We start from the raw sequence: 25,997 nt of genomic DNA on the forward strand, positions 1-25,997 counted from the left end.
GCTCCGTTTCGGTCCGTTCGAAGATTCCACTCGAACCGGTACCCACCCGATCCGGGGCTAACCTCACGGGTGAGCCGTCAGGCGCAAGGAAAAGTTGTCGAAGGTCGCCGGCAGCGGACGGCCGGGCACGGGTTTCGGTGCGGAGTCCACTGTGTAGTCCCGGTCCCTGATCATCGTCGCGAGCACGGCCGATGTCGTGAACAGCACCAGGTTCTTCGCCGGGCACTCGCCCGGGCCGGCGCTGAACGGCACCAGTGACGGTTCCCGCTGCGCCCGCCCGTCCAGCCAGATCTCCGGCGTGAAACGGTGCGCGTAGGGCAACCGGGACTCGTCGCGGTGGAACAGCGGCGCGAAAATCAGCAGACCGGTGCCGGCGGGCACCCGGTGCCCGTCCCAGTCCAGCTCCTCGGTCGTGTCCCGCAGGATCGCCGGCGTCGTCGGCCACAGCCGCACCGTGTCCAGCACGCACGCTCGCAGGTAACCCCGCGCCGCTCCGGAGGCGAGGTCCTGGCGGGCCTGCTGCCGTTGCGCGGGATGCGTGGCCAGCAGGGCCAGTGTCCGGAACGTCACCATCCCGGCCGCGTCGAACGCGAACAGCCAGTGCGCGACCTGGCTCGCCGCCTCGTCGTCGGCGGCCGACGCCCCGGCCAGGCTGTCCCCGTCCGCGTGCGCCAGCAGCGCGCGCACCCGGCCGAGGAACTCGTCCCGCAGCCGGCGCCGCCGCGGCAGCAGGTAGGACCAGTTCGCCGCCACCCGCAACCGTTCCAGCAGGTCCGTGGTCACCTGGTCGTCGCGTGCGTGGTCGCCGAACACGATCCGGCGCACCAGCCGCCACCACACCGGGGCGAACGTGTCCCAGTCCAGTGGTCCGGGCCCCAGCGCGCCGAACTCGCCGGCGACCTTCGCCTCCACCGCCGGCGCCAGGTGGTGCACCGGACGGCCGGTCTCCAGGGCGCGTTCGTTCCACTCCCGGCGCCGTGCGCGGTCCGGCTCGCCGGAGATCAGCACGCCGTGCGGCTGGAACTGCGACAGCGCCGCGCGTTTCTCCAGGTTCGCCGGGGTGAACGGCTCGGGCGACCGGGCGAGCACGCGCCCCACGTCGTCGGCGGACAGCACCAGGGCGAACGACCGGCCGGGCACCGCCAGGCGCAACAGCCCGGGGCCGTGTCGCGCCCGCAGCTTCCGCAGGGTGCGCACGGCGGAGGCGTCGGCCTGGACCCGCTCCAGTGCGGTCATCACGCGGGGGCGGCGTTTGATCACCCCGCCGGCCAGCGCCGGGCCGACGACACCGGTGAGCACCCGCACCGTCTCGGGCACCGAGGCCGCCGGCAGCCCGCTCACCGCGTCACCAGCTCCGCGATCCGGGCCAGGGCGTGTTTCGCTTCCGGGATGTTCGCGATCATCCACGCGTGGAACATCCCGCCGTACTCCCAGTACTCCAGTGGCACGCCCTGCGCGGCCGCCTTGTGGTACAGGTTGCGCGCGTCGGCGAGCAGCACATCCCGGGTGCCGATGAAGCAGCTCAGCGCACCCAGGCCGCGCAGATCGCCGTGCAGGGGGCTGACGAGCTCGCTGGCCGGGTCCAGCGCGCCGGCGTAGAGGCGGCCTGCCTCCCGCAGCCCGGTGATGCCCAGGTACGGGTCGTGCCGGTCGTACCCGGGCTGTGCCGGGTCGGTCATCGTGATGTCCAGCCACGGCGAGAGAAGGACGATCTCCTTCGGCTGCGGCCGCCCCTCGTCGCGCAGCGCCCGGGCGAGCGTCAGGGAGAGGCCACCGCCGGCCGAGTCGCCCATCAGGATCTGCTCCCCGGGCGCCACGCCGCCCAGCACTTCCTTGTAGGTGGCCTGGATCATCGACAGCGTCTCGTCGTAATGGCTGCCGGGCGCCAGCGGGTACAGCGGTGCGGTGACGGTGCAGCCGGTTCGCCCGATCAGCCGGGCGAAGAACTTCCAGTGGTCGCCCTGGATCTGGTGGACGTACGCCCCGCCGTGGAAGTACAGGACGTGCCGCGGGGCGGCGTTCGCCCTGGGCCGCAGCGTGTACACCGGATGCCCGTGCACCTCGGTGCGGTCGATGTCGAGCTGGTCGCGCACCGCGGGCGGGGGCACCGCGTTCTCCCGCTGCTGCCGTGGTCCCATGCTCTTGCGCAGGGCGTCCACATCGGTGAACGTGCGTTTGCGCCCGGTGAGCAGCATCTGGGCGATCAGCAGTTTGGCGTGCAGGCTGGTCTTCCCGATCACCGGTGGCGGTTACCCTGCTCCGCGGCGGCGAAACTCAGACCAGATCGCGCGGGAACCGGCGCTGCCAGTTGCGGGAGAACACCCGTTGCGCACCCTCGTACCCGTCGAGCGTCGCGTGCAGCACGAACTCGGTGGGCGTGCAGGACAACACGGTGTGCGTCTCCGTGCGGGCCTCCCAGTCGCCGCGCGCGAACGTCATGCTCCACTTCGTCTCGCCGCGCACCGAGGCGAAATCGTCGGCGACCGAGCTGTAGCGCTCGTAGGCGCGGCGGGACACCTCGAGGTCGATGTCGTCCAGCCGCACGGTGCCCGAGTCCTTGACGATCTCCAGGGCGGAACGGTAGTCGACCAGGTCACGCGACACCGTCCACCGCTGTTCCCCGGGCCGCAGCACGGTCGAGGTCATCGGCGGCGAGCCCTCCGGCTCGCCGAACACCGGGCCGGTCACCTCGTCGGACTCCCGGATCGGCCGGACCGGCAGCGTCAGGCTGCTGCCCTCCGGGTGGACGGTCAGCCGGGCCGGTTCCGGCGCCGGCCACGCCAGCGGCCAGTACGAAGTGGACAGGGACAGGCGGATCCGGTGCCCTGGCGGGAAAGCCTGCGCGACCCCGTTGAGCTCGAGCTCGACCTGGTAGCGCTTGCCGGGTTCGAGCGGCTGGGGGTCGTGGTGGCTGTCCCGGTGGGTGAGGTTGAGCATCCCGTAGGTCACGCGGGTGGCGCGCCCGTCCGGGTGCACATCGGACAACCGGGCCGCGACCATCGCCACGGGTTTGTCCACCGACAGCTCCAGCCGGACCTTCGGCGCGCCGAGGATCTCACACGTCTCGGTCAGTTCGTCGCCGTCGAACACCAGCGACCCGCCGTCCTCCTCGCGCTGGTCGTAGGGCAGGTCCGGCGGTGCGTTGTAGGAGGCCCACTTGCCCGCGAACTGGCCGACCGACAACGGGGACTCCACCGGCAGCGGGGTATCCGCCACCTCCTCGCCGCGGCGCGCGATGCGGTGCGGCGCCAGGGGGTAGGTGCGCCAGTCGATGTGCGGCGAGGGCCACTGCGGCTCACCGACCCACCGGCCGGGACGCTCCTGGTAGGACGTGGAGGGCGGCACGCTGTCCTGCATCCAGGTCAGCAGCATCGGCCCGTCCATCGCGCCGTTGTCGCGGTCCTTGAGCCAGTGGTCCCACCAGCGCACGACCTCCTGCAGGTACCCGATCGCCGGGCCGGGCTCGCCCAGGTGCGGGTACTTGTGCGACCACGGGCCGATCAGGCCCTTGCGCGGCACGGACAGGTTCGCCAGCAGCCGGGTGACCGCGTTGGAGTAGCCGTCCGCCCAGCCGCTGGAGGCCAGCACCGGCACCTGGACGTCGCTGTAGCTTTCGCACACCGAGGCGTGGCACCAGTACTCGTCGCGGCGCTGGTGCTCCAGCCAGGTGTCCACCCACGGCCCGACGCCCTCGATCCGCTCGCGCCACATGTCGCGCCAGCGCTCACCGACCAGGGCCGGGTCCGGCGGCAGCGTGCTGTAGGCGAACATCGTGCCGGCCTCACCGAGGTTGTCCGACAGCATGCAGCCGCCCATGTAGTGGAAGTCGTCGGAGTAGCGGTCGTCGGTGAACGAGGAGATGACGATGGCCCGCAGGCTCGGCGGTTTCCGCGCCGCCACCTGCAACGCGGCGAACGCGCCCCACGAGATACCCATCATGCCGGTGCGGCCGTCGCACCACGGCTGCGCCGCGATCCAGGCCAGCACGTCCTCGGCGTCGCGCTGCTCCTGCTCGACGTACTCGTCGGTCAGGACACCCTCCGACTCGCCGGTGCCCCGCAGATCCACCCGGACGCACGCGTAGCCGTGCCCGGCCAGGTAGGGGTGGTGCACCGAGTCCCGGACCGCGGTGAGGTCCCGCTTGCGGTACGGGATGTACTCGCAGATCCCGGGGACGGGTTCGCCGTCGGAGGACACCGGCCGCCAGATCTTCGCGGCCAGCCGCGTGCCGTCCGACACCGGTATCCAGACGTGTTCTTCCGCAGTGATCTCGTACGGCAGGGAGCGGACCTCCCGCATGGCCGATCAGACCTCCTCGAACTCGAAGTGCAGCGAGTCGATGGTGCGCTGGTACTTGTCCTTGAGCTCTTCCTCGCTGTCGGCGCCGACGTAGACGAAGGCCAGTTCGTAGCTGTAGCTGTCCTGGGCGTCCATCTCGGACAGACGTTGTCCCTCGGCCGGCACGATGTCCACCTCGACACCGGGGATCTCGGCCCGCAGCCGCTCCAGTTCGGCGGCGGTGGGGACGCGCTTGACGATGCCGTCCTCGAACCGGCGGTGGTACCACTTCGCCGCGATCCGGTACTCGCCGCGGCCGCGCGGCATCCGCGGGCGGCGGCCCAGGCCGAGCTCGATCATGTTGTAGTGGTCGGGCACGCCGTCGACGTTCTCGAACATCTCCGCGTGCGACTGCGAGTGCCGCGGGTTGATCTCCAGCAGCTTCACCTCACCGGTCTCCGGCCGGCAGAAGAACTCGATGGAGAACGTGGAGTTGTTCAGGCCGATCTGCTCGATGACCTTCGTCGACACGTCGCGCATCTTCTGCACGACCGGTTCGGGCAGCTGCGACGGGTACTGGTGGCGCAGGAACGACGAGCTGTCCGGGTAGTTCAGCGAGTCCAGCGCACCGTAGACGACGACTTCGCCGTCGTACACGAAACCCTCGGTGGCCGCCTGCTGACCGGTCATCTCCTCCTCGGCCAGCGCGGCGAGCGCGCCCGCCTCGGCCACCTCGGCCGGGATGTCCACATCGGTCACCTGGTCCAGGATGTACTGGAACGGCTTGCCGACGCGGCCGATCCCGGCGCGGATCTCCCGCACGGCCTCGGCGAAGTCCTGTTCGTCCTTGACGTGGAAGGCCAGTTCGGACGAGAACGACTTGACCGGCTTGAGCCACATCGGGAACGACAAACCCGCCGGTGGCTCCGGGTCGCCGTCGAGGTCGACGAGCGCGAACTTCGGGTGCGCGTCGGTGACCTTCTGCTGCTCCAGGCGGCTCCAGTACTTGTGCTCGCACTTGAGCACGCCTTCCAGGTTCGGCGTCGGCAGGCCGTAGCGGCGGCCGAGGATGGGCACCATGGTGGTCACCGGGAAGTCCCAGTAGCCGACGATGGCGCCGATCTTCCCGTCGAAGGCGTCCAGTTCCGCCACGGCCCGGTCGATCAGGCCGGCGATGTCGATGTCGCCTTCCTGCACGTCGGCCTGCGACAGCAGCGCGTGGTAACGGTAGTCCTCCGCTCCGGGCACCCGCCGCAGGGTGCGCATGTTCGCGTCGTCGAGTCCCAGCACGAAAATGTCGGTTCCACTCACCCCGAGTTGATCCCCGTTGCCGCCCAACGGTAAACACCGGCGGGTGATGGGTAACCTCGGCCACGTGCCCGATTTCGCCCGCGTACCGGCGGAAACGCGGTCCGGGGCGGACACCGGAACCGGTGCCAGGACGGGCGGTGCGGCACGGTGACGACGAGGACAACCGTGACGACCGGCACAAGGATGAGCGGGCGGCGGATGTGCGGCCGGCGGCTCAGCGGGTCCGATGACGTGGCGCGATGCGTTTCGGGCCCGGCTCGCCAGGGCAATCTGGGCCGTGACCATTGAGCTGCCCGCACCGCGTTCGCTGTGGGTGCAGACCGCTCCGGCGCCGGACCGGGCCGGGCGGGAACTGCCCGCCGAGGCCGACGTGGTGGTCATCGGTGCCGGGATCGCCGGGCTGACCACCGCCTTCGGCCTGGCGCGGGCCGGGAAGTCCGTGCTGGTGCTCGATGCGGCGGAGGTGGCCTCCGGCGTCTCCGGTCACACCACGGCCAAGCTCACCGCCCAGCACGCCCTCAAGTACGCCGCGCTGGCCTCCCGCAAGGGCGCGGAGGCCGCCGCGCAGTACGGGCGCGCCCAGCTGGACGCGGTCGAGTGGGTGGCGGCCACCGCGAGCGAACTGGGCATCGAGTGCGGGTTGACCCGCCGGGACAGCTTCGTCTACTCGACCGACGCCGCCCAGCTCGGCCGGTTGCGGGAGGAGGCCGATGCCGCGGCCGGGGCCGGCCTGCCCGCGGACTTCACCGAGCACGTCGACCTGCCGATCGCCACGGTCGGTGCGGTGCGGTTCGCCGACCAGGCCCAGTTCCACCCGCGCCGCTGGCTGCTCGGCCTGGCCGAGCACGTCGAGCGGCTCGGCGGGCGGATCGTCGAGCGCGTGCGGGCACGCGGGCTCGACGAGCGGCCCTCGCCCACCGTGCACACCGACCGCGGCCGCGTCCGGGCCCGCGACGTCGTGGTGACCACCCACTACCCGGTCTTCGACCGCGGCCTGTACTGGGCGCGCCTGGACATCACCCGCGATCTCGTCGTCGCGGGGGAGGGGCAGGCACCGCCGGGGATGTACCTGGACGCGGTCACGCACCGGTCGGTCCGCGGCCACACCGAGGGCGACCGCCACTACGTGATCGTCGGCGGGGAGCACTACCGCACGGGCGAGCCGGTCGACGTCGAGGCCCGCTACCAGCGGCTCGCCGGGGCCGCCACGACGTTCGGCGTCACCGGGGTGACGCACCGCTGGTCGGCGCACGACATGAGCACACTGGACGACGTGCCCTACGTCGGCCGCTACCACCCGGCCACGGCGCACGTGTGGGTGGCCACCGGCTTCGGCCAGTGGGGGATGTCCGGCGGCACCGCCGCCGGGCTCCTGCTCACGGAACTGATCAGCGGCGCCGGTCACCCCGCCGCCGGCCTGTTCGACCCCAACCGCTTCGACCTGCGGTCCTCGATCACCCTCGCCGAGGACGGCGTCAAGGTCGGCAGGCACTACGTCACCGGCTACACCCGCGCGCTGACCGCCACACCGGCCGAGCTCGCTCCGGGCACCGCGCAGGTGGTGCGCCGGGGCACCGATCTCGTCGCCTCCTACCGGGGTGCGGACGGGCGGCTGCGGGAGGTCAGCGCCCGCTGCACGCACCTGGGGTGCGTGGTCGCGTTCAACAACGCCGAGAAGACCTGGGACTGCGCATGCCACGGATCGCGATTCGCCACGGACGGCTCGGTGATCCAGGGCCCGGCGACCCGGCCCCTGCCGCCGGCCTGACCGTCGGCGTCGAGGAGGAGTTCCTGCTGCTCGACCCGGGCACCGGGGCGACCCTCCCGCGTGCCGCGGCGATCCTCGCCGCCGACCCGCCGCTGCCGCCCGGCGCCCGGTTGCACCGCGAACTGCGGCCCACCCAGGTGGAGGCCTCGACGGGGGTGTGCACCGAGGCGCGGCAGGTGCGCGAGCAGCTCGCCGGCAACCGCGCGGCGCTCGCCGACGTGGCCCGGGTGCACGGTGCGGTCATCGCCTCGTGCGGCACCCCGGTCCTGTCCGGACCGTCCACCTCGGACGGCCAGGACGGCCGGTTCGGCGACATCGACCGGATCTACCGGGGTGTGGTCGGCGACTACGAGGCGTGCGGGTGCCACGTGCACGTCGGCGTGCCGGATCCGGAGACGGCGGTCGGGGTGATGAACCACCTGCGCCCGTGGTTGCCGTCCCTGCTGGCCCTGTCGGTGAACTCGCCGTTCGACCGCGGCCGGGACACCGGCTACGGCAGCTGGCGGATGGTGCAGCAGTCCCGGTTCCCCGGTGCCGGGATCCCGCCGTACTTCCCGGACCTCGAGTCCTACCGGGCCGAGGTCGGGCGGCTGGTGGCGTGTGGTGCGCTGGTGGACGAGTCGATGACGTTCTGGCTCGTCCGGCCGTCCACGGCGTTCCCCACCGTGGAGTTCCGCGTCGCCGACGCGCTGTCCACTGTGGACGATGCAGTGCTGCAGACGGTGCTGTCCAGGGCGCTGGTGCGCCGTGCGCTGCACGACGTGGCCGACGGGACCGCGCCACCGGAGTTCTCCGGCCAGGTGGGTGCGGCCGCGCTGTGGGCCGCCGCGCGGGACGGGATCGACGGCGAGGGCGTGCACCCGCTGCGGGTCCGGCGGGTGCCGGCCTGGCAGCTCGTCGAGGAGCTGGTCCGGCACGTCGCGCCCGCCCTGGACGAGACCGGGGACCGCGACCTGGTGGCGGCGGGGCTGGCACGGCTGCGTCACGACGGCAGCGGCGCGCGCCGCCAGCGCAAGGCGGCCGCGGCCGGCCTGCCCGCGCTCCTCGCCACGATCACCCACCAGGGTTGACACCCGGCCATCGGGGGTAACCAGCGTCCGTGACGACCGCCATGACGCTTTCGGCTGCCCTCCCGGCGGCCCGGGGACCGCTGTCCGAAGCCGTGATCGAGGCGCTGGGCCGCGACGAGCGCGGGGAGTTCCCGGAGCTGCCGGCGACCGCGGCCGCCGACCCGTTCGGCGAGGACCTGCAGCTGGCCCTGCACGTCTGCTACGAGCTGCACTACCAGGGCTTCACCGGGGTCGACCCGGACTGGGAGTGGGACCCCGACCTGCTGCGGCTGCGTGCCGCGATGGAGCGGGTCTTCCTGGCCGGCCTACGGGCCGGCACGGCGGGCGGTGACGACGTCGAGGAGGAACTGGCGCCCCTGCTGGTGGAACCGGTGCACGGCACCGGCATGTCCCACTTCCTGGCGACGGAGGGCACCTGGGAGCAGATCCGGGAGTATTTCGCGTTGCGTTCGGTCTACCACCACAAGGAGGCCGACCCGCACGCGTGGGTCATCCCGCGGTTGCGCGGCAAACCGAAGGCGGCCCTGGTGGCCGTGGAGTTCGACGAGTACGGCGGCGGCCGCCCCGGCCAGGTGCACGCCCAGCTCTACGCCGATCTGCTCGACGGCGCCGGGATGAACTCGGACTACCTGCACTACCTCGACCACGCCCCGGCCTGCATGCTGGCGGTGGTCAACATGATGTCGTTGTTCGGCCTGCACCGCCGCTTCCGCGCGGCGCTGGCCGGGCACTTCGCCGCCGCCGAGATCACCACCGCGCCGAGCGCGCAGCGCCTGGAGAAGGCGTTGCGGCGGCTGGGCGCCGACGAGCGGTGCCGCTACTTCTACACCGAGCACATCGAGGCCGACGCGGTGCACGAGCAGGTCATGCGCCGGGACGTGCTCGGCGGGCTGCTGGAGACCGAGCCGGAGCTCGCCGGGGACATCGTGTTCGGCATCCAGGCCACCGACCTGGTGGAACAGCGCTTCGCCGACCACGTGCTGGGCGCGTGGCGCTCGGGCCGCAGCGCGATGCGCGAACCGCTGTAGCGGACGCTGGGCGCGCAGGCGCGACGGGTGACGTGGGACATTGACCAACAGTATGCTTTGGTTGTCCGATGTTCACTTGATGGAACGGATGTGCCAGATGCGCAGAATCAAGCAGTGGGCGGGGCTTGCCCTTGCCGTTGGGGGCCTGCTCGCCGGGTCGGTCGCCGTGAGCGTCCCGGCCGAGGCGGAGTCGGTGCCGTCACCGGCCGAGGCGTGCGGCAACGACTACTACGAGATCGACCACCACGACCTGGGCAGCATCGCGACGGTTCACCTGCTGTACAACGGGACCACCGACTGCGTGGTGACGACCAAGAAGGTCAACCGGGGAACCCCCACCTACGCGCTCGCCGCGGTCGCCAGGGCGCAACCCGACGGCACAACCGACGAATGGATCCAGGACTACGGCAAGCGCGCCTACTACGCCGGTCCGGTGAGGGTGAACGCCTCGCACACGTGCATCGTCTGGTCCGGCGGGGCAGACGCACCCTGGCACCTGTGGCAGTCCAAGCCCTCGCACTGCAAGTGATGCCGCCGAGGTGAGCTGATCGAGGAGGCGGCTCCATGATCACCTCGGTGATCATGTGAGCCGTCGGCCTCACTCGTTGCGCACCCGCTTGCGGTGGCTGGTGTCGCAGAAGGGGTACCGCTTGCTGCGGCGGCAGGCGCACAGCGCGACCAGGAAGCGGTCCGAGCGGGCCACCGTGCCGTCCGGCAGCTCCAGCTCGACCGGGCCCTCCACCAGCACGGGGCCGCCCTCGACGAGCGTCACCTTGCGTGGTTCAGCGTTCCGTCCGGTCGGCACGGATCACCACCAGTTCCTCGTGCCGTTGTCCCGGCGCGATGAGGCCGGAGCGTTCCAGGAAGCCGACGCGGCTGCGCAGCACCGGGCCGAACGGCTCGATCGCCCGCGCGACCACCGACGTCTTCAGGCCGTGGTCCCGCAGCATCTCCATCGTCTGCCGGATGCCGCACAGTGACGAGTGGACGACCAGCATGGTCCCGCCGGGGGTGAGCAGGTCGCGGGCCTTGTCGCACAGGCAGTCCAGGTGCTTGCGACCGTCGGCGCCGGCGTCCCAGGCCAGTGCCGCCCCGTCCGGGTCCTCGGCCGACTCGCACGGCACGTACGGCGGGTTGGCCAGGACCACGTCGAACGGTGCGCCCTCGATGGAACCGGACAGGTCACCGTGCCGGACCTCCACGGGAAGCCCCCGCACGCGGGTGTTGAACCGGGCGCTCAGCACGGCGGGCAGGTACCGGTCCACCGCGGTGACGCTCGCGGCGCCGTGGCGGACCGCGGCGATCGCCAGCGCGCCGGTGCCGGTGCACACCTCGAGCACCCGCGCACCGGCCGGGAGGCGGGCCTCCCGCATCGCGCGCATCAGCAGCCAGGTGTCCGCCTGCGGGCGGTACACCCCGGGGAGTCTCAGCAGTTTCACCTGTTGCAGGTACCACCGGGAACGCCGGTCAAACGCCGCCGAGCAGGCGGACGACCGCGCGCTCGAGCACCTCCCGGTCGGTGTCGTCTCGAACGCCGCTCTCCCCGATGCGCCGCAGCGCGCTCCGGATCGTCCTGCCCTGGCTGTGCGCCTCCACGATCCGGGGGTCCACATAGGACTTGCGGCAGACCGCCGGGGTGTTGCCGAGCTCCTCGGACACCTGGCGCATCACCGCGGCCTGGGTGCGTTTGAGCCCGCGCTGCGAGCTGACCGGCTCGGCGGCGGCGAACGCGGCGGCGGCGAGCACGGTCGCGTTCCACGTCCGCAGGTCCTTCACGGTGAACTCGTCACCGACCATTTCCTTGAAGTGCTCGTTGATCTCGTCGGCGTGCACCTCGTGCCAGCCGTTGGGTGTGCGGTAGACGAACAGCCGGTCGCTGCCCGACCGCGCCCGGCGCAGCGCCTTGACGGTGGCGGCGAGGTCCCGGTCGATCAGCGTGATGTTGCGTTCGATCCCGCCCTTGGCCGGGTAGCGGAACGTGAGTTCGTCCCGCTTGACCGTCACGTGCTCGCGCAGCAGGGTGGCCGCGCCGTAGGTGCCGTTGTTCTCGGCGTACTCCTCGCTGCCGACGCGGAACACGCCGCGGTCGATCATCCGCAGCGCGGCCGCCAGCACGCGGTCGCATCCCAGCCCCGGCTGCACCAGGTCCTCGGCGATCCGCAGGCGCCACTTCGGCAGGCGGCGGGCCAGTTCCACCACGCGCTCGTGCTTCTCCTCGTCGCGTTCCTGCCGCCAGCGGTCGTGGTAGCGGTACTGCCGGCGCCCGGCGTCGTCGATGCCCACGGCCTGGATGTGGCCGTTGGGGTAGGGGCAGATCCACACGTCGCGCCACGCGGGTGGCACGGCCAGGCCCTTGATCCGCTGCAGGGTCTCCTCGTCGCGCAGCGGCTCCCCCTCGGGGGTGAAATACCGGAACCCGCGGCCGCTGCGCTGCCGCCGGATCCCGGGGCGGCCGAGTTTGCTCTTGCGCAGCCGCTGTGTCGTCCCAGTCGTCGCAGAGGTCACAGTCGTCCCACTCGTCACGTCATTTCGGAGCAGGCGCTGGTCACGGCGTCGAGGTCAGGGTATGTCGAGTCCGGGATCGCGCCCAGGTGTCCCAGGACGCTGTCGTCGGCACCGTTGGCCGTGGCCCGGCGGATCAGCTCCGCCCTGCCGCACGGGAAGTCCACATCGGACAGCAGCGCGTGCAGCCGGTCGCGATCCGGGATGGTCATGCCCGCCGGTTACCCCGCGTCCACCCGGGCAAACGGGTGACGGTGGCCCGGCACGTGCCGGTGCGGCACGGGACGACCGGAAATAAGACCGCGGCCGCGGCCGTTGTGACCGGCATGACAACCGATGCTCGTGGCCGGGTCCGGACCGAGCCGGGCACCAAGCGGGTACGGGCGGTCTTCGGCGGGCAGGTCGTCGCCGACACGCTCCGCCCGCTCCTGGTGTGGGAGGTGCCCTACTACCCGGCCTACTACATCCCGCGCAAGGACGTGCGGGACGACTACCTGGTCGCCACCGGCGAGACGGCGCATTCGCCGAGCCGGGGCGACGCCGAGGTGCTCACCGTGCGGGTGGGTGATCGCGAGGCTCCCGCCGCGGCACTGGACTACACCGGCTCGCCGCTGGACGGGCTGGCGGGGCACGTGCGGCTCGACTTCGGCGCGATGGACTCGTGGTTCGAGGAGGACGAGGAGATCTTCGTGCACCCGCGCGACCCGCACACCCGGGTCGACATCCTCGCCAGTTCCCGGCACGTGCGGATCGAGATCGACGGGGTGACCGTCGCCGAGTCGCGCAGCCCCCGGTTGCTGTTCGAGACCGGTCTGCCGACCCGGTACTACCTGCCCAAGACCGACGTGCGGCTGGATCTGCTCGAGCCGAGCGACACCATCACGCGCTGCCCCTACAAGGGCGAGGCCGGGTACTACTCGGTGCGCGTGGGGGACACGCTGCACGAGGACGTGGTCTGGTACTACCGGGCGCCGCTGCCGGAGAGCCAGAAGGTGCAGGGGCTCGTCGCGTTCTACGACGAGAAGGTGGACGTCTACCTCGACGGTGTCCGGCAGGAGCGGCCCCGGACGAAGTTCGCCTGACCGCGGACTTCGTGGTGCGCACCGAGCACCGGGTGCAGCCGCTGGCCGGGAGCCGCACCCGCGTGCGCTACCGCACCCTGATCACCGGGCCGGCCGCCGACGCGGTCGGCCCGGAGCTGGGCCCGGCGATCACCGGCGACTTCCCCGCGGTGCTCGCCGCACTCGTCCGGCGCGCGGAGGGCTGAGCGGTGCCGCTCGACCCCGACGCGAGCCCGGTTTCCTGCTCTGGCACGTCACGCTGCGGTGGCAGCGGGAGATCACCGCCGCGCTGGCGCCGCTCGGCCTCACGCACGTGCAGTTCGTCCTGCTCGCCACCACGTGGTGGATGAACACCCACGGCGAGGTACCCAACCAGCTCACCCTGGCCGGCCGGGCTGGTACCGACGTGAAGATGGCCTCGCAGGTCCTGCGCAAGCTCGAGGACAAGGACCTGATCCGGCGCGAGGTGGACCGCGCCGACACGCGGGCCAAGCGGCTGCGCACCACCGCACGTGGCGCCGAGCTGGCCCGCGAGGCGGTCGAGCGGGTGGAGGGGGTGGACGGGGCGTTCTTCCGGTCCGTGCCCGACACCGGTGCCCTGATCGGGATGCTGCGCACCCTCGCCGCCGCCGGGCCCGGCTAGTCTTCGGGCATGTCCGACGAGCGCCTGTACTTCCGCCAGCTGCTGTCCGGCCGCGACTTCGCGGTGGGCAACCCGGTGGCCAGGCAGATGGCCAACTTCGCCTACCTGATCGGCGACCGGGAGACGCGGGAGGCCGTGATCGTCGACCCGGCCTACGCCGTGGGCGACCTGCTGGACGTGCTCGCCGCCGACGACATGCGGCTGGCCGGGGTGCTGGCCACCCACCACCACCCCGACCACGTCGGCGGCACCATGATGGGCTTCACCCTGGCCGGCCTGCCGGAGCTGCTCGCGCGCGAGAGCGTGCCGGTGCACGTCAACCGCAACGAGACGGACTGGGTCCAGCGGGTCACCGGCGTGTCCGCCACCGACCTGACCGGGCACGACCACGACGACGTGGTCGAGGTGGGCGCGATCGCCATCCGGCTGCTGCACACCCCCGGCCACACCCCGGGCAGCCAGTGCTTCCTGGTCGGCGACCGGCTCGTCGCGGGGGACACGCTGTTCCTCGAGGGGTGTGGCCGTACGGACTTCCCCGGCGGCGACGCCGAGGCGATGTACCACAGCCTGCGCTGGCTGGCCGGCCTGGCGGGCGACCCGGTGGTCTACCCCGGGCACCAGTACTCGCCCGCCCCGTCGGCGCCGCTGTCGACGGTCAGGGAGAACAACTTCGTCTACCGGCCGCGCAACCTCGACGAGTGGAAGACGATGTTCGGCGGTTAGAGGAACTCCCGGGCGACCCGCTCGCCGAGCCGGGCCAGCAGCGGAGCGGGGTCGCTGAGGCAGCGCCGCACGTCGGGCTCGATGTCGGTCAGCGCGTACGCCGCGGTGAAACCCGCCGCCGTCAGCGCGTCCGGTGCCAGCGTGGTGCGCCCGGCCAGCGCCACCACCGGGATGCCGCGCTCGGCCGCGGCCGCGGCGATGCCGGCCGGGCCCTTGCCGCGCAGGGTCTGCTCGTCCAGCGAACCCTCGCCGGTGATCACCAGGTCCGCGCCTGGCAGCTTGTCCGCCAGCCCGGTCAGCTCCAGCACCACGTCGATGCCCGGGCGGAAGGACGCGCCGAGCAGCGCCAGCGCGAACCCGGTGCCCCCGGCCGCCCCGGCACCCGGCACGTTCGCCACGTCGGCGCCGTGCGCCCGCACGACCTCCGCCAGGCGATGCAGCGCGGATTCCAGCAGATCGACGTCCTCCGGGGCAGCACCCTTCTGCGGCCCGTACACCGCCGCCGCGCCGTGCTCGCCCAGCAGCGGGTTGTCCACGTCGCTGGCGACCAGCAGCTCCACGTCCCGCACCCGCGCGTCCAGGCCGTCCAGGTCGACCCGCGCCAGCCGCCGCAGCGCGGCCCCGCCCAGCGGCAGCTCGTCGCCGTCCTCGTCCAGCAGGCGCGCGCCCAGCGCCCGCAACAGCCCGGTACCGCCGTCGGTGCTCGAACTGCCACCCAGCCCCAGCACCAGCCGGGTCGCGCCGGCGTCCAGGGCGGCGCGCATCAGCTCGCCGACGCCGAGCGTGGTCGCGGTCAGCGGGGCAGGCTCGTCCAGCAGCGCCAGCCCGGACACCGCCGCCAGCTCGATCACCGCGGTCCCGCCCCGGCGGGCGTAGCCGGTCCCGACCGGCTCGCCGGCCGGTCCGCTCGCCCGCGCTGGCACGAACTCGAACCCGGCGGCCACGGCGGCGGCCACCGTCCCGTCGCCGCCGTCGGCGATCGGGCACTCCACCACCTCGGCGTCACCGCGGCCACGGCGGAGCCCGGAAGCGATCGCGGCCGCCACCTGGTCGGCGGGCAGGGTGCCCTTGAACTTGTCCGGAGCGACGATCACCCGGGGACGGCTCACACCTGCGCCCCGTCGCCGTCCGTCGGACCCTGCTTGACCCGCAGCAGCAGCAACGCGATCGCGATCGCGACCGCCAGGATGCCCAGCGGTGTCGCGACGGTGGTGCTCACGCCCACCACACCGGGTGCGATCAGCAACAACAGTCCGGCCAGGAAGAACAGCAGCACGACGAACGCGCCCTTGCCCGGCCGCGGCAGCGGCGGCGGCTCCGGCGGAACGTAGTGCTCCTCGTCGGAGGAGCCGGCCGGGTCGTCGCCCAGCACGGTGTCCTCCCAGGGGGTGCCGCCGGTGCGCCAGTTCGCCTCGGCGGCCGGCTTCTCCGGCTCCGCCGGCTTGTCCGGCTCCGAGCGCGCGGGGGCGCGCTCGGTTTCGACGTCGTCGACCAGGCCGACCCCCTCGGCCCGCAGGTCCGCGACGATCGCCGCGAACGTGGCGTCGACGTCGTCCGGGTCGGGTACGCGTGAGTTCATCGGGCCCCCACTTGTCCCGGGTCGCGGACCGCTTCCACGAAATCGACACTACGCCGGAAGACGAGTGGCGCGTCGTGGTCCAGCGTCGCCACGTGAAAACTCTTCTCCAGCACCACTTCCGTCACGTCCCGGCTGCGGACGCCGTCGAGCACGATCCGGGCGTTCTCCGGCTCCACCACGTGGTCGACGAGCGAGTGCAGCAGCAGAAGCGGCTGCGTCACCTTCGGCAGATCGGCCCGCACGAGCTTCCACAGCCGCGAAAGGCTCGCCGCCGCCCGCACCGGCACCCGGTCGTAGGCCAGCTCGGTGACGCCCGGCTTGGCGATGTCGTTCGCGACGCCGCGCGACCAGGGCACCACCTTCGACAGCACCGGCAACAGCTTGGTGTCCCAGCTCAGCCGGGTCACCGACGGGTTGACCAGCACCAGGCCGGCGACCGCGTCCCCGTGCTGCTGGGCGATCCGCAGCGCGAGGGTGCCACCCATCGACTGGCCGAACACGAACACCGACGCGCACCGCTCGCGCAGCTCCAGGAACTCGCGCTCGACGGCGCCGTACCACTCGGGCCAGCCGGTCTTGTTCATCTCCTGCCAGGTCGTACCGTGCCCGGGCAGGCGGGGCAGCCGCACCGTGAAGTCGTGTGCGGCCAGGTGCTCGGCCCAGCCGCGCAGGCTCTGCGGAGTGCCGGTGAAGCCGTGGCACAGCAACACCCCGACCTCGGCCGAACCGGTGTGCGCGAACGGTTCCGCACCGGCGAGCACAGGCATGGCATCCGCCCCTTCCTCCCGAACGCGGCCCCATCGTCGCACGCCCGGGCCCGCTCGGGGAGCCGCCCGTGCCCGCCGTCCTCCTGCTGTGACCTCCCGCCCAGTGCGCAGGCGGCCGTTGTGCGGTTGGACGGCGTTTCCTACCCTGGACCCGGCAGGGAGTCGGGGCAGGTAGGAGGGCGTGCCGAGTGGTGTACCGGTTGCTGAAGTACGTGCTGCTCGGGCCGTTGCTCAAGCTCCTGTGGCCCACGAAGGTGACCGGGGCGGAGAACGTCCCCGACACCGGCGGCGCCATCCTGGCCAGCAACCACCTCGCCGTCGCCGACTCGTTCTTCATGCCGCTGCGGGTCAAGCGCCGCGTCACCTTCCCGGCGAAGCAGGAGTACTTCACGGAGAAGGGGCTCAAGGGCACCCTCAAGAAGTGGTTCTTCACCGGCGCGGGCCAGATCCCGATCGACCGCTCCGGCGGCTCGGCCGCCCAGGCCGCGCTCGACACCGCGATCCGGCTGCTGCGCGAGGGCAACCTGCTGGGCATCTACCCGGAGGGCACGCGCTCGCCCGACGGCCGCCTGTACAAGGGCAAGACCGGCGTCGCCCGCGTCGCGCTGGAGGCCGGGGTCCCGGTCATCCCGGTCGCGATGGTCGGCACCGACAAGGTCAACCCGATCGGGTCGAAGATGTGGCGTCCCCGCCGCCTGGAGATCCGGTTCGGCAGGCCGCTGGACTTCTCGCGGTACGCGGGGCTGTCCGGGGACCGGTTCGTCGAGCGGTCCATCACCGACGAGATCATGTACGCCCTGATGGAACTGTCCGGCCAGGAGTACGTCGACATCTACGCCGCCAAGGCCAAGGAACTGATGGCTGCGGAGGCCGCCGGGGTGCGCGCCGTGGTGCCCGCGCAGTCCGGGGCGCCCCAGTCCGACCGGGTACCGGAGACCAGGGCCGGTTGAGCGTCTGACTAAGGTGCTCCGGTGCGGTTCTTCTACGACACCGAGTTCATCGAGGACGGCGTGACGATCGATCTGGTCTCGATCGGTGTCGTGGACGAACGGGGACGCGAGTTCTACGCGGTGTCCACCGACTTCGACCCGGCCAAGGCCGGCCCCTGGGTGCGGGAGAACGTCCTGCCGAAGCTGCCGTCCCCGGGCGACCAGGCGTGGCGCAGCCGCGCACGGATCCGGGCCGACCTGCTGGAGTTCTTCGGGCGGCCGCACGGCGGGATCGAGCTGTGGGCCTGGTACGCCGCCTACGACCACGTCGCGCTGGCCCAGCTGTGGGGCACGATGCCCGAACTGCCCCGCCAGCTGCCCCGCTTCACCCGGGACCTGCGGCAGCGGTGGGAGGACGTCGGCAAACCGAAGCTGCCCCTGCCACCGGCGGACGCGCACGACGCGCTGGCCGACGCCCGGTTCAACCTGGAGCGGTGGCGGATCATCGACGAGGTGCGGCGGCGCAAGGGTTTCCCGCTCTGAGACCGCACGCACCCCGCCGGGGACCCCGCGGTCAGCGCCGCGCGGCCACCGCCTCCGCGAGCCGGTCCAGCAGCCCGGCCGTGCTCGGCCAGTCCAGGCAGGCGTCGGTGATGGACTGCCCGTAGGTCAGGTCCCCGGCGCGCCCCAGCACCAGGTCCTGCCGCCCGGCTTCCAGGAAGCTCTCCAGCATGATCCCGGCGATCCCGCGTTCCCCGGCGGCGATGCGATCCGCGATCTCCCCCGCCACCACGCCCTGCCGCACGTGGTCCTTGCCGCTGTTGCCGTGGCTCGCGTCGATGATCACCCGTTCCGGCAGCCCGGCCTTCGCCTGCCGGGCCAGCGTGCCGGCGACCGTCGCCGCGTCGTAGTTCGGTCCGGCCGAGCCGCCACGCAGGATCACGTGGCAGTCCGGGTTGCCCGCGGTGGTGAACAGCGCGGCCAGGCCGTCGTCGTTGATCCCGGCGAACACGTGGCTCGCCGCGGCGGCCCGCGTCGCGTCGATCGCCACCTGCACGTCGCCCTCGGTGGAGTTCTTGATGCCGACCGGCATCGACAGCGCGCTGCACAGCTGCCGGTGCACCTGGCTCGCCGCGGTCCGGGCGCCGATCGAGCCCCAGCTCACCGTGTCGGCGATGAACTGCGGCGTGATCGGGTCGAGGAACTCGCACCCGACCGGCAGGCCCAGCGCGGAGATGTCGAGCAGCAGTTTGCGCGCCAGGCGCAGCCCCTTGTTGACCGAGTAGGTGCCGTCCAGGTCCGGGTCGTTGATCAAGCCTTTCCAGCCCAGCGTGGTGCGCGGCTTCTCGAAGTACACGCGCATGATCACGTGCAGTTCGTCGCGCAGCTCCGTGGTGTGCGCGGCCAGCCGGTGCGCGTAGTCGAGCGCGGCGGCCGGGTCGTGCACCGAGCACGGCCCGACGACGACGATCAGCCGGTCGTCCGCGCCGTCGAGGATGTCGACGGTGGCGGCCCGGCCCTGCGCGACCGTCTTGGCGACCGCCGCGTCCACCGGCAGCTCCTGCCGGAGCAGGGCGGGGGAGATCAGCGGGCTGACGCCGAGCGTGCGCTGGTTGTCGAGGGCCGCGCTGGTGTCCGCGGGGCCTGCGCTGGGCGTCGTTGCGCGGGAGGTCGTTGCGGGGGGTGTCATGTGCGGGGGGTGTCCTTTCGGTGCCCGGCCCGCGGGAGTCCCTGACGAGCCGGTCGGTCATCCGGCTCCAGGGTGGAAGGTCAGCGCGCAGCGAGGCCGCCGGCTGGCCCACCCAGGGCCGGCCCGCTGAACCAGAAATACCGCTGCACGTCGGCCACCCTAGCAGCCGACCCGACCCCTTGACCGATCAAGGGTGGCGACCGCTACGCTGGCGGAGGTCAGGTGTGACCAGCACTACTTTTCGGAGGTCTGATCAGATGCGTGTCGGCGTGCTGACCGGTGGCGGCGACTGCCCCGGGCTCAACGCGGTGATCCGCGCGGTCGTCCGCAAGGGCATCGAGACCCACGGCTGGGAGATCGTGGGCTTCCGCTCCGGCTGGCGCGGCCCGCTGACCGGGGACAGCCGCCCGCTCGGTCTCGCCGACGTCGAGGAGATCCTCAGCCGCGGCGGCACCATCCTCGGATCCTCGCGCACGAACCCGTACCGCGAGGAGGGCGGCGTCGAGCGGATCAAGTCCGTGCTGGCCGAGCAGGGCGTGGACGCGCTCGTCGCGATCGGCGGCGAGGACACGCTGGGCGTGGCGAAGAAGCTCACCGACGACGGCATCGGCGTGGTGGGCGTGCCCAAGACCATCGACAACGACCTCGCCGCCACCGACTACACGTTCGGCTTCGACACCGCGGTGCACATCGCCACCGAGGCCATCGACCGGCTGCGCACCACCGCCGAGTCGCACTACCGCGCGATGGTCGTCGAGGTCATGGGACGGCACGCGGGCTGGATCGCGCTGCACGCCGGCCTCGCCGGCGGCGCCAACGTGATCCTCGTGCCGGAGCGGCCGTTCTCCGTCGAGCAGGTCGTCGAGTGGGTCGAGCGGCGCTTCGAGAAGATGTACGCACCGATCATCGTGGTCGCCGAGGGCGCGGTGCCGGAGGGCGGCGCCGAGGTGCTCAAGACCGGGGCGAAGGACGCGTTCGGGCACGTCCAGCTCGGTGGGGTGGGCACCTGGCTCGCGGACGAGATCGCGGCCCGCACCGGCAAGGAGTCCCGCGCGGTGGTGCTCGGCCACACCCAGCGCGGCGGCACCCCGACGGCCTACGACCGGGTGCTCGCCACCCGGTTCGGCCTGCACGCCGTGGACGCGGTCGCCGACGGCGACTTCGGCACGATGGTCGCGTTGCGCGGCACCGACATCGCGCGGGTCAAGCTCGCCGAGGCGACCGCGGAGCTGAAGACCGTGCCGCCGGAGCGGTACCAGGAGGCCGAGGTCTTCTTCGGCTGATCCAGCGGATCAGCCCGGCATACCGACCTGGGGCGCGACGGTTTCCGCCGTCGCGCCCCCGGTTTTTCGCCGCCTCGCCCGCGCCTATCGTGGCGCGGTGACGAAGTTCGCCGGATTCGGAGAGCACGCGGTCGAGTTCTACGACGGGCTGAGCGCGGACAACTCGAAGGCGTACTGGGCCGACCACGTCGAGGTCTACCGGTCGGACGTGCGCGCCCCGATGGAGGCGCTGATCGCCGAGCTGACGCCCGAGTTCGGTCCCGGCTTCGGCGAGGGCAAGGTGTTCCGCCCCTACCGCGACGTGCGGTTCGCCCGGGACAAGACCCCGTACAAGACCCATTGCGGCGGCGTGGTCGAGCAGGGCCGTGGCGGCGGCGCGTACTACGTCGAGGTGTCCTCGGCCGGGTTGCGGGTCGGCGGCGGGTGCTTCCACCTCCAGTCCGACCAGCTGGCCCGCTTCCGGCAGGCGGTCGGCACCGAGATCCACGGCGCCGCGCTCGCGGGCATCCTCGCCCGCCTGCGCCGGGCCGGCTGGACCGTCACCGGGGACGCGCTGAAGACCAAACCACGCGGCTACCCCGATGACCATCCGCGCCTCGACCTGCTCAGGCACCGCTCGCTGTACGCCGTCCGCTCCTGGGAACCGGACGACACCCTGCACGAACGCGCCTGCCTGGAGCGGGTGCGCACGGCGTGGCGGCAGCTGCGGCCGTTCAACGAGTGGGCCCGCGACCACGTCGGGGTGAGCGCGAAGCCGCGTCGCTGACCGCGTCACCGCATCGGGTCCCCGCTCCGGATCCCCCGAACGAGTTAAATCCGGCCCGGCGCCCCTTGCCGCCCCCTGAGCAGCCGTGATGCCGCTCACTGGTGAACTTTGCTGAACCGTTCGAGAGATCGGTACAGACGTGCGCGGGGAAAGGGACTACGCTACGGGGACGTGAGCCGACGCGCGAAGATCGTATGCACGATGGGACCCGCCACCGCGACCGCGGAGAAGGTGCGCGCCCTAGTCGACGCCGGAATGGACGTGGCGCGCCTGAACTTCAGCCACGGCAGCCACGGCGACCACAAGCAGGTGTACGACCTGATCCGGGAGGCCGCGGCCGAGAGCGGGCGCGCCGTCGGCGTCCTCGCCGACCTGCAGGGCCCGAAGATCCGGCTCGGCACCTTCGCCGGTGGCCCGGTGGAGTGGCGCACCGGGGACGTGGTGCGCATCACCGTGGAGGACGTGGCCGGTACCCACGACCGGGTGTCCACCACCTACCGGGGCCTGGCCAGGGACGCCAAGCCGGGTGACCGCCTGCTGGTCGACGACGGCAAGGTGGGCCTGGTGGTCCAGGGTGTCGAGGGGCCGGACGTGGTCTGCGAGGTCACCGAGGGCGGCCCGGTCAGCAACAACAAGGGCGTCTCGCTGCCCGGCATGGACGTCTCGGTGCCGGCGCTGTCCGACAAGGACGTCGAGGACCTGGAGTTCGCGCTCGAGCTGGGCGCCGACTTCATCGCGTTGTCCTTCGTCCGCTCGCCCGCCGACATCGACCTGGTGCACCAGGTGATGGACCGCGTGGGCAAGGGGCGCCGCCCGGTCATCGCGAAACTGGAGAAGCCCGAGGCGGTCTACAACCTCGAGGCCATCGTGCTGGCCTTCGACGGCGTCATGGTCGCCCGCGGCGACCTGGGCGTCGAGCTCCCCCTGGAGCAGGTGCCCCTGGTGCAGAAGCGGGCGATCCAGATCGCCCGGGAGAACGCCAAGCCGGTCATCGTGGCGACCCAGATGCTCGACTCGATGATCAACAACTCGCGGCCGACCCGCGCCGAGGCCTCCGACGTGGCCAACGCGGTGCTCGACGGCGCGGACGCGGTCATGCTCTCCGGCGAGACCAGCGTGGGCCGCTACCCGATCGAGACGGTGCAGACCATGTCCCGGATCGTGGAGGCGGTTGAGGCCGACACCCCGGTCGTGCCGCCGCTGTCGCACGTGCCGCGCACCAAGCGGGGCGTGATCTCCTACGCGGCCAAGGACATCGGCGAGCGGCTCAACGCGAAGGCACTGGTCGCTTTCACCCAGTCCGGTGACACGGTCCGCAGGCTGGCCCGGTTGCACACGCGGCTGCCGCTGCTGGCGTTCACGCCCGAGGAGAGCGTGCGCAGCCAGCTGTCGCTGACCTGGGGTACCTACACCGAGCTGGTGCCGTCGGTGGACTCGACCGACCGGATGATCAAGCAGGTGGACCGCGCGATGCTGGAGACCGGCCGCTACCAGCCGGGTGACCTGGTCGTCATCGTGGCCGGCTCGCCGCCGGGCACCGTCGGTTCGACCAACCTGATCCGGGTGCACAAGCTCGGTGAGGACGACCACGCCTGACACGTCGGTCCCGGCCGCGCCCCGTAGGCTTCCGGCATGACTGAGCTGGCGCGGGACGCGGCCGCCGGACTGGACGCCCAGGAGGGCGCCGGCGGGCAGGCGGTGCTCGACAACCTCGTCGCGCTGCTGGACCTCGAGCGCATCGAGGAGGACATCTTCCGCGGGGTCAGCCCGCCGCACTCGCCGGTGCGCGTGTTCGGCGGCCAGGTCGCCGGGCAGGCCCTGGTCGCCGCCGGGCGGACGGTGCCACCGGAGCGGAAGGTGCACTCGCTGCACGCGTACTTCATCCGCGGCGGCGACCCGCGGGTGCCGATCGTGTACGAGGTCGACCGCATCCGGGACGGCCGGTCGTTCACCACCCGCCGGGTGGTGGCGGTCCAGCACGGCAAGGCGATCTTCGCGTTGTCCGCGTCGTTCCAGAAGTCCGAGCCGGGGCTGGAGCACGCGGCCGCGATGCCGCAGGTGCCGGACCCGGAGTCCCTGCCGACCTACGCCGAGCGGATCCGCGCGGTCCCGCAGGCGCTGCCGGACTTCCGCGAGCGCCCACGGCCGATCGACATCCGCTACGTCAACGACCCGCCGTGGGTGACGCGGCAGACCGGCGAGCGGCCGGACCGCAACCAGGTGTGGATGCGCGCGGACGGGGTGCTCCCGGACGATCCGCTGCTGCACGTGTGCGTGCTGACCTACGCCTCGGACATGACGCTGCTGGACTCGCCGCTGGCCCGGCACGGCGTGTACTGGGACCTGGACCGGGTGCTCGGCGCGAGCCTGGACCACGCGCTGTGGTTCCACCGGCCGTTCCGCGCGGACGAATGGTTCCTCTACGACACCGAGTCGCCCTCGGCGTCCGGCGGGCGCGGACTGGCGACCGGCCGGTTCTTCAGCCGCGACGGGCAGCTGCTGGCGACCGTGGTGCAGGAGGGTCTGCTGCGCGTGCTGCCGCCGGACGGCCGGCCGGGCTGACGGGTCAGGCCAGCGGGCTCAGCGACCTCGGCGATGCTGCGCGGCGCCGGTGCTTGGTCCGTGGCCGCACCACGTCCTCGATCGCCGGCCCCAGGCTGAGCTGCGCCGCGAGGTAGGCCCGGCACGGGGTGCGCCCGCGGCGCCGGAACAACAGCCGCGACACACGGCCGCGGCACACCGGGCAGTGGCCCCGTGCGTCGGGGGCGTGCGTGGCGAGCGTGGCGCGCAGCGCCTCCACCAGGCGCGGGATCTCCCGGGCGGCGAGCTCGGCCGCCCCGTCGCGGTCGGCGAGGCCGGCCGACCGGCGGAGATCGTCCAGCCTGCGGTGCACGGACGTCTGGAGTGGACCGACGATGGTGCCACGGTCGAGCACGCCGCCTCCTGGGAGTTGATTTCGCGGAGGCGAGACTACCGGGGCACTCTGCAACTTGCAGGACGCTGTGGGCGGAAGATACCTCGTCGGGGTGAGAGAGGCAGGCGGAACATCCCGATCCGGCTGGTTAGATGGAACGCGTTGTCCACGAGCCCGGAGGAACGCGCGGGCCGGAGTGGAGGAGCGCACATGAGCCGGGGTCAGGGTCCCACGATCCGCAGACGACGGCTGGCGAGCGAACTGCGCCGGTTGCGGGAGACCGCGGACTTCACCATCGACGAGGTCGCCGAGAAGCTCGAATGCTCGGCGTCGAAGATCAGCCGCATCGAGACCGGGCACGTCGGGGTGACGCCGCGGGACGCGCGCGACATGCTGGAGTTGTACGGCATCGTCGGCGACGAGCGGGAAGCGCTCGTGCAGCTCGCCCGCGAGGCCCGCAAACCGGGCTGGTGGCAGGCGTACAAGGAGGTTTTCACCGGCACCTTCGTCGGGCTGGAGGCCGACGCCAGCTCGCTGCGGGCGTTCCAGGCGCTGCTCGTGCCCGGGCTGCTGCAGACCGAGGCGTACGCGCGCGCCGTCATCCGCGCCATGCGGCCGGACGCCGACGAGTCCGACATCCAGCGCCGCGTCGCCGCGCGCACCGCGCGCCAGCAGCTGCTGACCGACGAGAACCCGCCGTCGTACTGGGCCGTCATCGACGAGGCGGTGCTGCACCGCGTGGTCGGCGGCGCGGAGGTGATGGCGCACCAGGCCCACCGGCTGCTGACCGTCGCGCAGCTGCCCCACGTGACGATCCAGGTGGTCCCGTTCGGCGCCGGCGCCCACCCGGGCATGGAGGGACCGTTCCTCATCCTCGGCTTCCCGGAGCAGGCCGACCCCGACGTGGTGTACCTGGACAGCACCTCCGGTGGCTTCTTCCTCGAACTACCCCCCGATGTTCGCCGATACATCCTCATGTTCGATCATCTCCGTGCGGCGGCACTCAAACCGGACGACTCGATCGAAGTGATCGCCGCGGCGGTCGAACGCTTTTCCGGATGACCGCGGCCGGGGAGTCGCCCGGGTGTTGCCCGGGAAGTGAGGAGCGGGGAGAACATGTCCCATGTGGATCCGGGCGCCGTGGTGTGGCGCAAGAGCAGTCACAGCGGCGGCGGGAACGACTGCGTCGAGGTCGCGGTGATCGCCGGGGGCGTCGGCGTGCGTGACTCCAAGAACCCGGATGCCGGCGAGCTGCACGTGTCCGCCGAGAGCTGGCGCGGCCTGCTCCGCGCGGTGGGTGCGCTCGACCGCGCCTGAGTGAGCTGACCGGACGACCCCTTACCCCGCCGGGCGGAGGATGCGGCGGGGTAAGGGGTCGGTTCGCGTCCAGGACGAGGTGATCGTCCGATGCCGGGGGGCCGCCCTCAGGACGACTCTGAGGTTCGCCAGGGGAATCGACGAACCGGAAGAGGGACTCCCGATGCGCAACGAGTTGATGTTCGACGCGGTGATGGCCGAGGTCGCCTACCGCCGCGAGCAGCTGGAGAAGGCGGGCCGGCCGGGCGGACGATGGTTCCGGCGCGCCCGGACCCGGGTGCAGGTACCCGAACAGCGCCGCCCGAGCGCGCTCGAGCTGGCCCGCGCCCGGTAAGGCCCACCGGGGTGGATCACCCGGCGGACCGAAA

Annotated in this window: 30 protein-coding genes; 17 read left to right on the forward strand and 13 right to left on the reverse strand. The window is 72.1% G+C overall.

The window, feature by feature from the left end; genetic code table 11:
* Nucleotides 1–63: 63 nt before the first annotated feature.
* From FHX45_RS24820 to FHX45_RS24835, 4 genes are read right to left on the reverse strand one after another with little or no spacing between them, the layout of a single operon-like run.
* Nucleotides 64–1,341 (reverse strand): cytochrome P450, encoded by a 1,278-nt coding sequence (locus tag FHX45_RS24820; RefSeq protein ID WP_167106656.1) that lies wholly within the window; start codon nucleotides 1,339–1,341, stop codon nucleotides 64–66.
* Nucleotides 1,338–2,240: an alpha/beta hydrolase fold domain-containing protein gene (locus FHX45_RS24825; RefSeq protein WP_167106659.1), complete on the reverse strand. Its 903-nt coding sequence runs from the start codon at nucleotides 2,238–2,240 to the stop codon at nucleotides 1,338–1,340. Before FHX45_RS24825 ends, FHX45_RS24820 begins: the two co-directional genes overlap by 4 nt.
* Before the next feature lie 34 nt (nucleotides 2,241–2,274).
* The gene (locus FHX45_RS24830; protein WP_167106661.1) at nucleotides 2,275–4,299 is read right to left on the reverse strand and encodes a CocE/NonD family hydrolase; all 2,025 of its coding nucleotides are present in this window, start codon (nucleotides 4,297–4,299) and stop codon (nucleotides 2,275–2,277) included.
* A 6-nt stretch (nucleotides 4,300–4,305) separates the two neighbouring features.
* On the reverse strand, nucleotides 4,306–5,589 hold the full coding sequence (locus FHX45_RS24835; protein WP_424923822.1) for an ATP-grasp domain-containing protein: 1,284 nt from the start codon (nucleotides 5,587–5,589) through the stop codon (nucleotides 4,306–4,308).
* A 277-nt stretch (nucleotides 5,590–5,866) separates the two neighbouring features.
* Between FHX45_RS24835 and FHX45_RS24840 the strand changes: the two genes are divergently transcribed.
* From FHX45_RS24840 to FHX45_RS24855, 4 genes are all read left to right on the forward strand, one after another.
* Nucleotides 5,867–7,357, forward strand: coding sequence for an FAD-dependent oxidoreductase (locus FHX45_RS24840; protein WP_167106663.1), 1,491 nt, complete (start codon nucleotides 5,867–5,869; stop codon nucleotides 7,355–7,357).
* Complete coding sequence (locus FHX45_RS24845) at nucleotides 7,282–8,427, forward strand: carboxylate-amine ligase (RefSeq protein ID WP_167106665.1); 1,146 nt, start codon at nucleotides 7,282–7,284, stop codon at nucleotides 8,425–8,427. Before FHX45_RS24840 ends, FHX45_RS24845 begins: the two co-directional genes overlap by 76 nt.
* A 41-nt stretch (nucleotides 8,428–8,468) precedes the next feature.
* On the forward strand, nucleotides 8,469–9,455 hold the full coding sequence (locus FHX45_RS24850) for an iron-containing redox enzyme family protein (RefSeq protein WP_167109417.1): 987 nt from the start codon (nucleotides 8,469–8,471) through the stop codon (nucleotides 9,453–9,455).
* 97 nt (nucleotides 9,456–9,552) lie between these two features.
* On the forward strand, nucleotides 9,553–9,984 hold the full coding sequence (locus FHX45_RS24855; RefSeq protein WP_167106667.1) for a hypothetical protein: 432 nt from the start codon (nucleotides 9,553–9,555) through the stop codon (nucleotides 9,982–9,984).
* Between the two features lie 69 nt (nucleotides 9,985–10,053).
* Here FHX45_RS24855 and FHX45_RS24860 read toward each other — a convergent pair whose 3' ends face one another.
* From FHX45_RS24860 to FHX45_RS24875, 4 genes are read right to left on the reverse strand one after another with little or no spacing between them, the layout of a single operon-like run.
* Nucleotides 10,054–10,260 (reverse strand): CDGSH iron-sulfur domain-containing protein, encoded by a 207-nt coding sequence (locus tag FHX45_RS24860; RefSeq protein WP_167106669.1) that lies wholly within the window; start codon nucleotides 10,258–10,260, stop codon nucleotides 10,054–10,056.
* Nucleotides 10,238–10,894: a HemK2/MTQ2 family protein methyltransferase gene (locus FHX45_RS24865; RefSeq protein WP_167106671.1), complete on the reverse strand. Its 657-nt coding sequence runs from the start codon at nucleotides 10,892–10,894 to the stop codon at nucleotides 10,238–10,240. The genes FHX45_RS24860 and FHX45_RS24865 overlap by 23 nt, the downstream gene beginning before the upstream one ends.
* Before the next feature lie 28 nt (nucleotides 10,895–10,922).
* Entirely contained in the window at nucleotides 10,923–11,960 is a 1,038-nt protein-coding gene (locus tag FHX45_RS24870; protein WP_167106673.1) for a DNA topoisomerase IB, read from the reverse strand.
* A gap of 14 nt (nucleotides 11,961–11,974) precedes the next feature.
* On the reverse strand, nucleotides 11,975–12,169 hold the full coding sequence (locus tag FHX45_RS24875) for a DUF2795 domain-containing protein (protein WP_167106676.1): 195 nt from the start codon (nucleotides 12,167–12,169) through the stop codon (nucleotides 11,975–11,977).
* Nucleotides 12,170–12,283: 114 nt separating this feature from the next.
* Here FHX45_RS24875 and FHX45_RS24880 point away from each other — a divergent pair, with 114 nt between their 5' ends.
* The 4 genes from FHX45_RS24880 (at nucleotide 12,284) to FHX45_RS24895 (ending at nucleotide 14,384) form a co-directional block, all read left to right on the forward strand.
* Nucleotides 12,284–13,039, forward strand: coding sequence for a DUF427 domain-containing protein (locus tag FHX45_RS24880; RefSeq protein ID WP_167106678.1), 756 nt, complete (start codon nucleotides 12,284–12,286; stop codon nucleotides 13,037–13,039).
* Between the two features lie 14 nt (nucleotides 13,040–13,053).
* Nucleotides 13,054–13,224: an SRPBCC family protein gene (locus FHX45_RS24885; RefSeq protein ID WP_208407940.1), complete on the forward strand. Its 171-nt coding sequence runs from the start codon at nucleotides 13,054–13,056 to the stop codon at nucleotides 13,222–13,224.
* Nucleotides 13,225–13,331: 107 nt separating this feature from the next.
* A complete protein-coding gene (locus tag FHX45_RS24890) occupies nucleotides 13,332–13,661 on the forward strand; it encodes a MarR family winged helix-turn-helix transcriptional regulator (protein ID WP_341771603.1) in 330 nt (109 codons plus the stop codon).
* Between the two features lie 9 nt (nucleotides 13,662–13,670).
* Complete coding sequence (locus FHX45_RS24895; RefSeq protein WP_167106681.1) at nucleotides 13,671–14,384, forward strand: MBL fold metallo-hydrolase; 714 nt, start codon at nucleotides 13,671–13,673, stop codon at nucleotides 14,382–14,384.
* Here FHX45_RS24895 and FHX45_RS24900 read toward each other — a convergent pair.
* Genes FHX45_RS24900 through FHX45_RS24910 form a run of 3 tightly spaced genes read right to left on the reverse strand, consistent with a single transcriptional unit; the run spans nucleotide 14,381 to nucleotide 16,730 of the window.
* Nucleotides 14,381–15,493 (reverse strand): glycerate kinase, encoded by a 1,113-nt coding sequence (locus FHX45_RS24900; RefSeq protein WP_341771604.1) that lies wholly within the window; start codon nucleotides 15,491–15,493, stop codon nucleotides 14,381–14,383. The genes FHX45_RS24895 and FHX45_RS24900 overlap by 4 nt on opposite strands.
* Nucleotides 15,490–15,963: a hypothetical protein gene (locus FHX45_RS24905; RefSeq protein ID WP_167106684.1), complete on the reverse strand. Its 474-nt coding sequence runs from the start codon at nucleotides 15,961–15,963 to the stop codon at nucleotides 15,490–15,492. Before FHX45_RS24905 ends, FHX45_RS24900 begins: the two co-directional genes overlap by 4 nt.
* Complete coding sequence (locus FHX45_RS24910; RefSeq protein ID WP_167106687.1) at nucleotides 15,960–16,730, reverse strand: alpha/beta hydrolase; 771 nt, start codon at nucleotides 16,728–16,730, stop codon at nucleotides 15,960–15,962. The genes FHX45_RS24905 and FHX45_RS24910 overlap by 4 nt, the downstream gene beginning before the upstream one ends.
* A gap of 188 nt (nucleotides 16,731–16,918) precedes the next feature.
* On the opposite strand from FHX45_RS24910, the gene FHX45_RS24915 reads away from it, so the two are divergent.
* On the forward strand, nucleotides 16,919–17,680 hold the full coding sequence (locus tag FHX45_RS24915) for a 1-acyl-sn-glycerol-3-phosphate acyltransferase (RefSeq protein ID WP_167106690.1): 762 nt from the start codon (nucleotides 16,919–16,921) through the stop codon (nucleotides 17,678–17,680).
* A gap of 21 nt (nucleotides 17,681–17,701) precedes the next feature.
* Nucleotides 17,702–18,202: a polyadenylate-specific 3'-exoribonuclease AS gene (locus tag FHX45_RS24920; protein WP_167106693.1), complete on the forward strand. Its 501-nt coding sequence runs from the start codon at nucleotides 17,702–17,704 to the stop codon at nucleotides 18,200–18,202.
* 31 nt (nucleotides 18,203–18,233) lie between these two features.
* Here FHX45_RS24920 and FHX45_RS24925 read toward each other — a convergent pair whose 3' ends face one another.
* A complete protein-coding gene (locus FHX45_RS24925; RefSeq protein WP_167106696.1) occupies nucleotides 18,234–19,349 on the reverse strand; it encodes a 3-deoxy-7-phosphoheptulonate synthase in 1,116 nt (371 codons plus the stop codon).
* A 257-nt stretch (nucleotides 19,350–19,606) separates the two neighbouring features.
* Between FHX45_RS24925 and FHX45_RS24930 the strand changes: the two genes are divergently transcribed.
* From FHX45_RS24930 to tesB, 4 genes are all read left to right on the forward strand, one after another.
* On the forward strand, nucleotides 19,607–20,632 hold the full coding sequence (locus FHX45_RS24930) for a 6-phosphofructokinase (RefSeq protein ID WP_167106699.1): 1,026 nt from the start codon (nucleotides 19,607–19,609) through the stop codon (nucleotides 20,630–20,632).
* A 97-nt stretch (nucleotides 20,633–20,729) separates the two neighbouring features.
* The gene (locus FHX45_RS24935) at nucleotides 20,730–21,398 is read left to right on the forward strand and encodes a TIGR02453 family protein (RefSeq protein ID WP_167106702.1); all 669 of its coding nucleotides are present in this window, start codon (nucleotides 20,730–20,732) and stop codon (nucleotides 21,396–21,398) included.
* Nucleotides 21,399–21,569: 171 nt separating this feature from the next.
* On the forward strand, nucleotides 21,570–22,994 hold the full coding sequence (gene pyk, locus FHX45_RS24940) for a pyruvate kinase (protein WP_167106705.1): 1,425 nt from the start codon (nucleotides 21,570–21,572) through the stop codon (nucleotides 22,992–22,994).
* 36 nt (nucleotides 22,995–23,030) lie between these two features.
* Nucleotides 23,031–23,960, forward strand: coding sequence for an acyl-CoA thioesterase II (gene tesB / locus FHX45_RS24945; RefSeq protein WP_167106708.1), 930 nt, complete (start codon nucleotides 23,031–23,033; stop codon nucleotides 23,958–23,960).
* 4 nt (nucleotides 23,961–23,964) lie between these two features.
* Here tesB and FHX45_RS24950 read toward each other — a convergent pair whose 3' ends face one another.
* Nucleotides 23,965–24,333 (reverse strand): hypothetical protein, encoded by a 369-nt coding sequence (locus tag FHX45_RS24950; RefSeq protein ID WP_167106711.1) that lies wholly within the window; start codon nucleotides 24,331–24,333, stop codon nucleotides 23,965–23,967.
* A 189-nt stretch (nucleotides 24,334–24,522) separates the two neighbouring features.
* On the opposite strand from FHX45_RS24950, the gene FHX45_RS24955 reads away from it, so the two are divergent.
* From FHX45_RS24955 to FHX45_RS24965, 3 genes are all read left to right on the forward strand, one after another.
* The gene (locus FHX45_RS24955) at nucleotides 24,523–25,374 is read left to right on the forward strand and encodes a helix-turn-helix domain-containing protein (RefSeq protein WP_167106714.1); all 852 of its coding nucleotides are present in this window, start codon (nucleotides 24,523–24,525) and stop codon (nucleotides 25,372–25,374) included.
* Between the two features lie 54 nt (nucleotides 25,375–25,428).
* Nucleotides 25,429–25,629: a DUF397 domain-containing protein gene (locus tag FHX45_RS24960; protein ID WP_167106717.1), complete on the forward strand. Its 201-nt coding sequence runs from the start codon at nucleotides 25,429–25,431 to the stop codon at nucleotides 25,627–25,629.
* Nucleotides 25,630–25,792: 163 nt separating this feature from the next.
* Nucleotides 25,793–25,963, forward strand: coding sequence for a hypothetical protein (locus tag FHX45_RS24965; RefSeq protein ID WP_167106719.1), 171 nt, complete (start codon nucleotides 25,793–25,795; stop codon nucleotides 25,961–25,963).
* The last annotated feature ends 34 nt before the right edge of the window (nucleotides 25,964–25,997 follow it).

The sequence above is a fragment of the Amycolatopsis granulosa genome, from assembly GCF_011758745.1.
Lineage (GTDB): Bacteria > Actinomycetota > Actinomycetes > Mycobacteriales > Pseudonocardiaceae > Amycolatopsis_E > Amycolatopsis_E granulosa.

What these genes read in the sequence shown, in the direction of transcription:
- FHX45_RS24830 (WP_167106661.1), bottom strand. Translation starts at nt 4,299, where the DNA reads ATGCGGGAGGTCCGCTCCCTGCCGTACGAGATCACTGCGGAAGAACAC.
- FHX45_RS24845 (WP_167106665.1), top strand. Translation starts at nt 7,282, where the DNA reads ATGCCACGGATCGCGATTCGCCACGGACGGCTCGGTGATCCAGGGCCC.
- FHX45_RS24850 (WP_167109417.1), top strand. Translation starts at nt 8,469, where the DNA reads ATGACGCTTTCGGCTGCCCTCCCGGCGGCCCGGGGACCGCTGTCCGAA.
- FHX45_RS24855 (WP_167106667.1), top strand. Translation starts at nt 9,553, where the DNA reads ATGCGCAGAATCAAGCAGTGGGCGGGGCTTGCCCTTGCCGTTGGGGGC.
- FHX45_RS24875 (WP_167106676.1), bottom strand. Translation starts at nt 12,169, where the DNA reads ATGACCATCCCGGATCGCGACCGGCTGCACGCGCTGCTGTCCGATGTG.
- FHX45_RS24880 (WP_167106678.1), top strand. Translation starts at nt 12,284, where the DNA reads ATGACAACCGATGCTCGTGGCCGGGTCCGGACCGAGCCGGGCACCAAG.
- FHX45_RS24895 (WP_167106681.1), top strand. Translation starts at nt 13,671, where the DNA reads ATGTCCGACGAGCGCCTGTACTTCCGCCAGCTGCTGTCCGGCCGCGAC.
- FHX45_RS24905 (WP_167106684.1), bottom strand. Translation starts at nt 15,963, where the DNA reads ATGAACTCACGCGTACCCGACCCGGACGACGTCGACGCCACGTTCGCG.
- FHX45_RS24910 (WP_167106687.1), bottom strand. Translation starts at nt 16,730, where the DNA reads ATGCCTGTGCTCGCCGGTGCGGAACCGTTCGCGCACACCGGTTCGGCC.
- FHX45_RS24925 (WP_167106696.1), bottom strand. Translation starts at nt 19,349, where the DNA reads ATGACACCCCCCGCAACGACCTCCCGCGCAACGACGCCCAGCGCAGGC.
- FHX45_RS24930 (WP_167106699.1), top strand. Translation starts at nt 19,607, where the DNA reads ATGCGTGTCGGCGTGCTGACCGGTGGCGGCGACTGCCCCGGGCTCAAC.
- tesB (WP_167106708.1), top strand. Translation starts at nt 23,031, where the DNA reads ATGACTGAGCTGGCGCGGGACGCGGCCGCCGGACTGGACGCCCAGGAG.
- FHX45_RS24955 (WP_167106714.1), top strand. Translation starts at nt 24,523, where the DNA reads ATGAGCCGGGGTCAGGGTCCCACGATCCGCAGACGACGGCTGGCGAGC.
- FHX45_RS24960 (WP_167106717.1), top strand. Translation starts at nt 25,429, where the DNA reads ATGTCCCATGTGGATCCGGGCGCCGTGGTGTGGCGCAAGAGCAGTCAC.
- FHX45_RS24965 (WP_167106719.1), top strand. Translation starts at nt 25,793, where the DNA reads ATGCGCAACGAGTTGATGTTCGACGCGGTGATGGCCGAGGTCGCCTAC.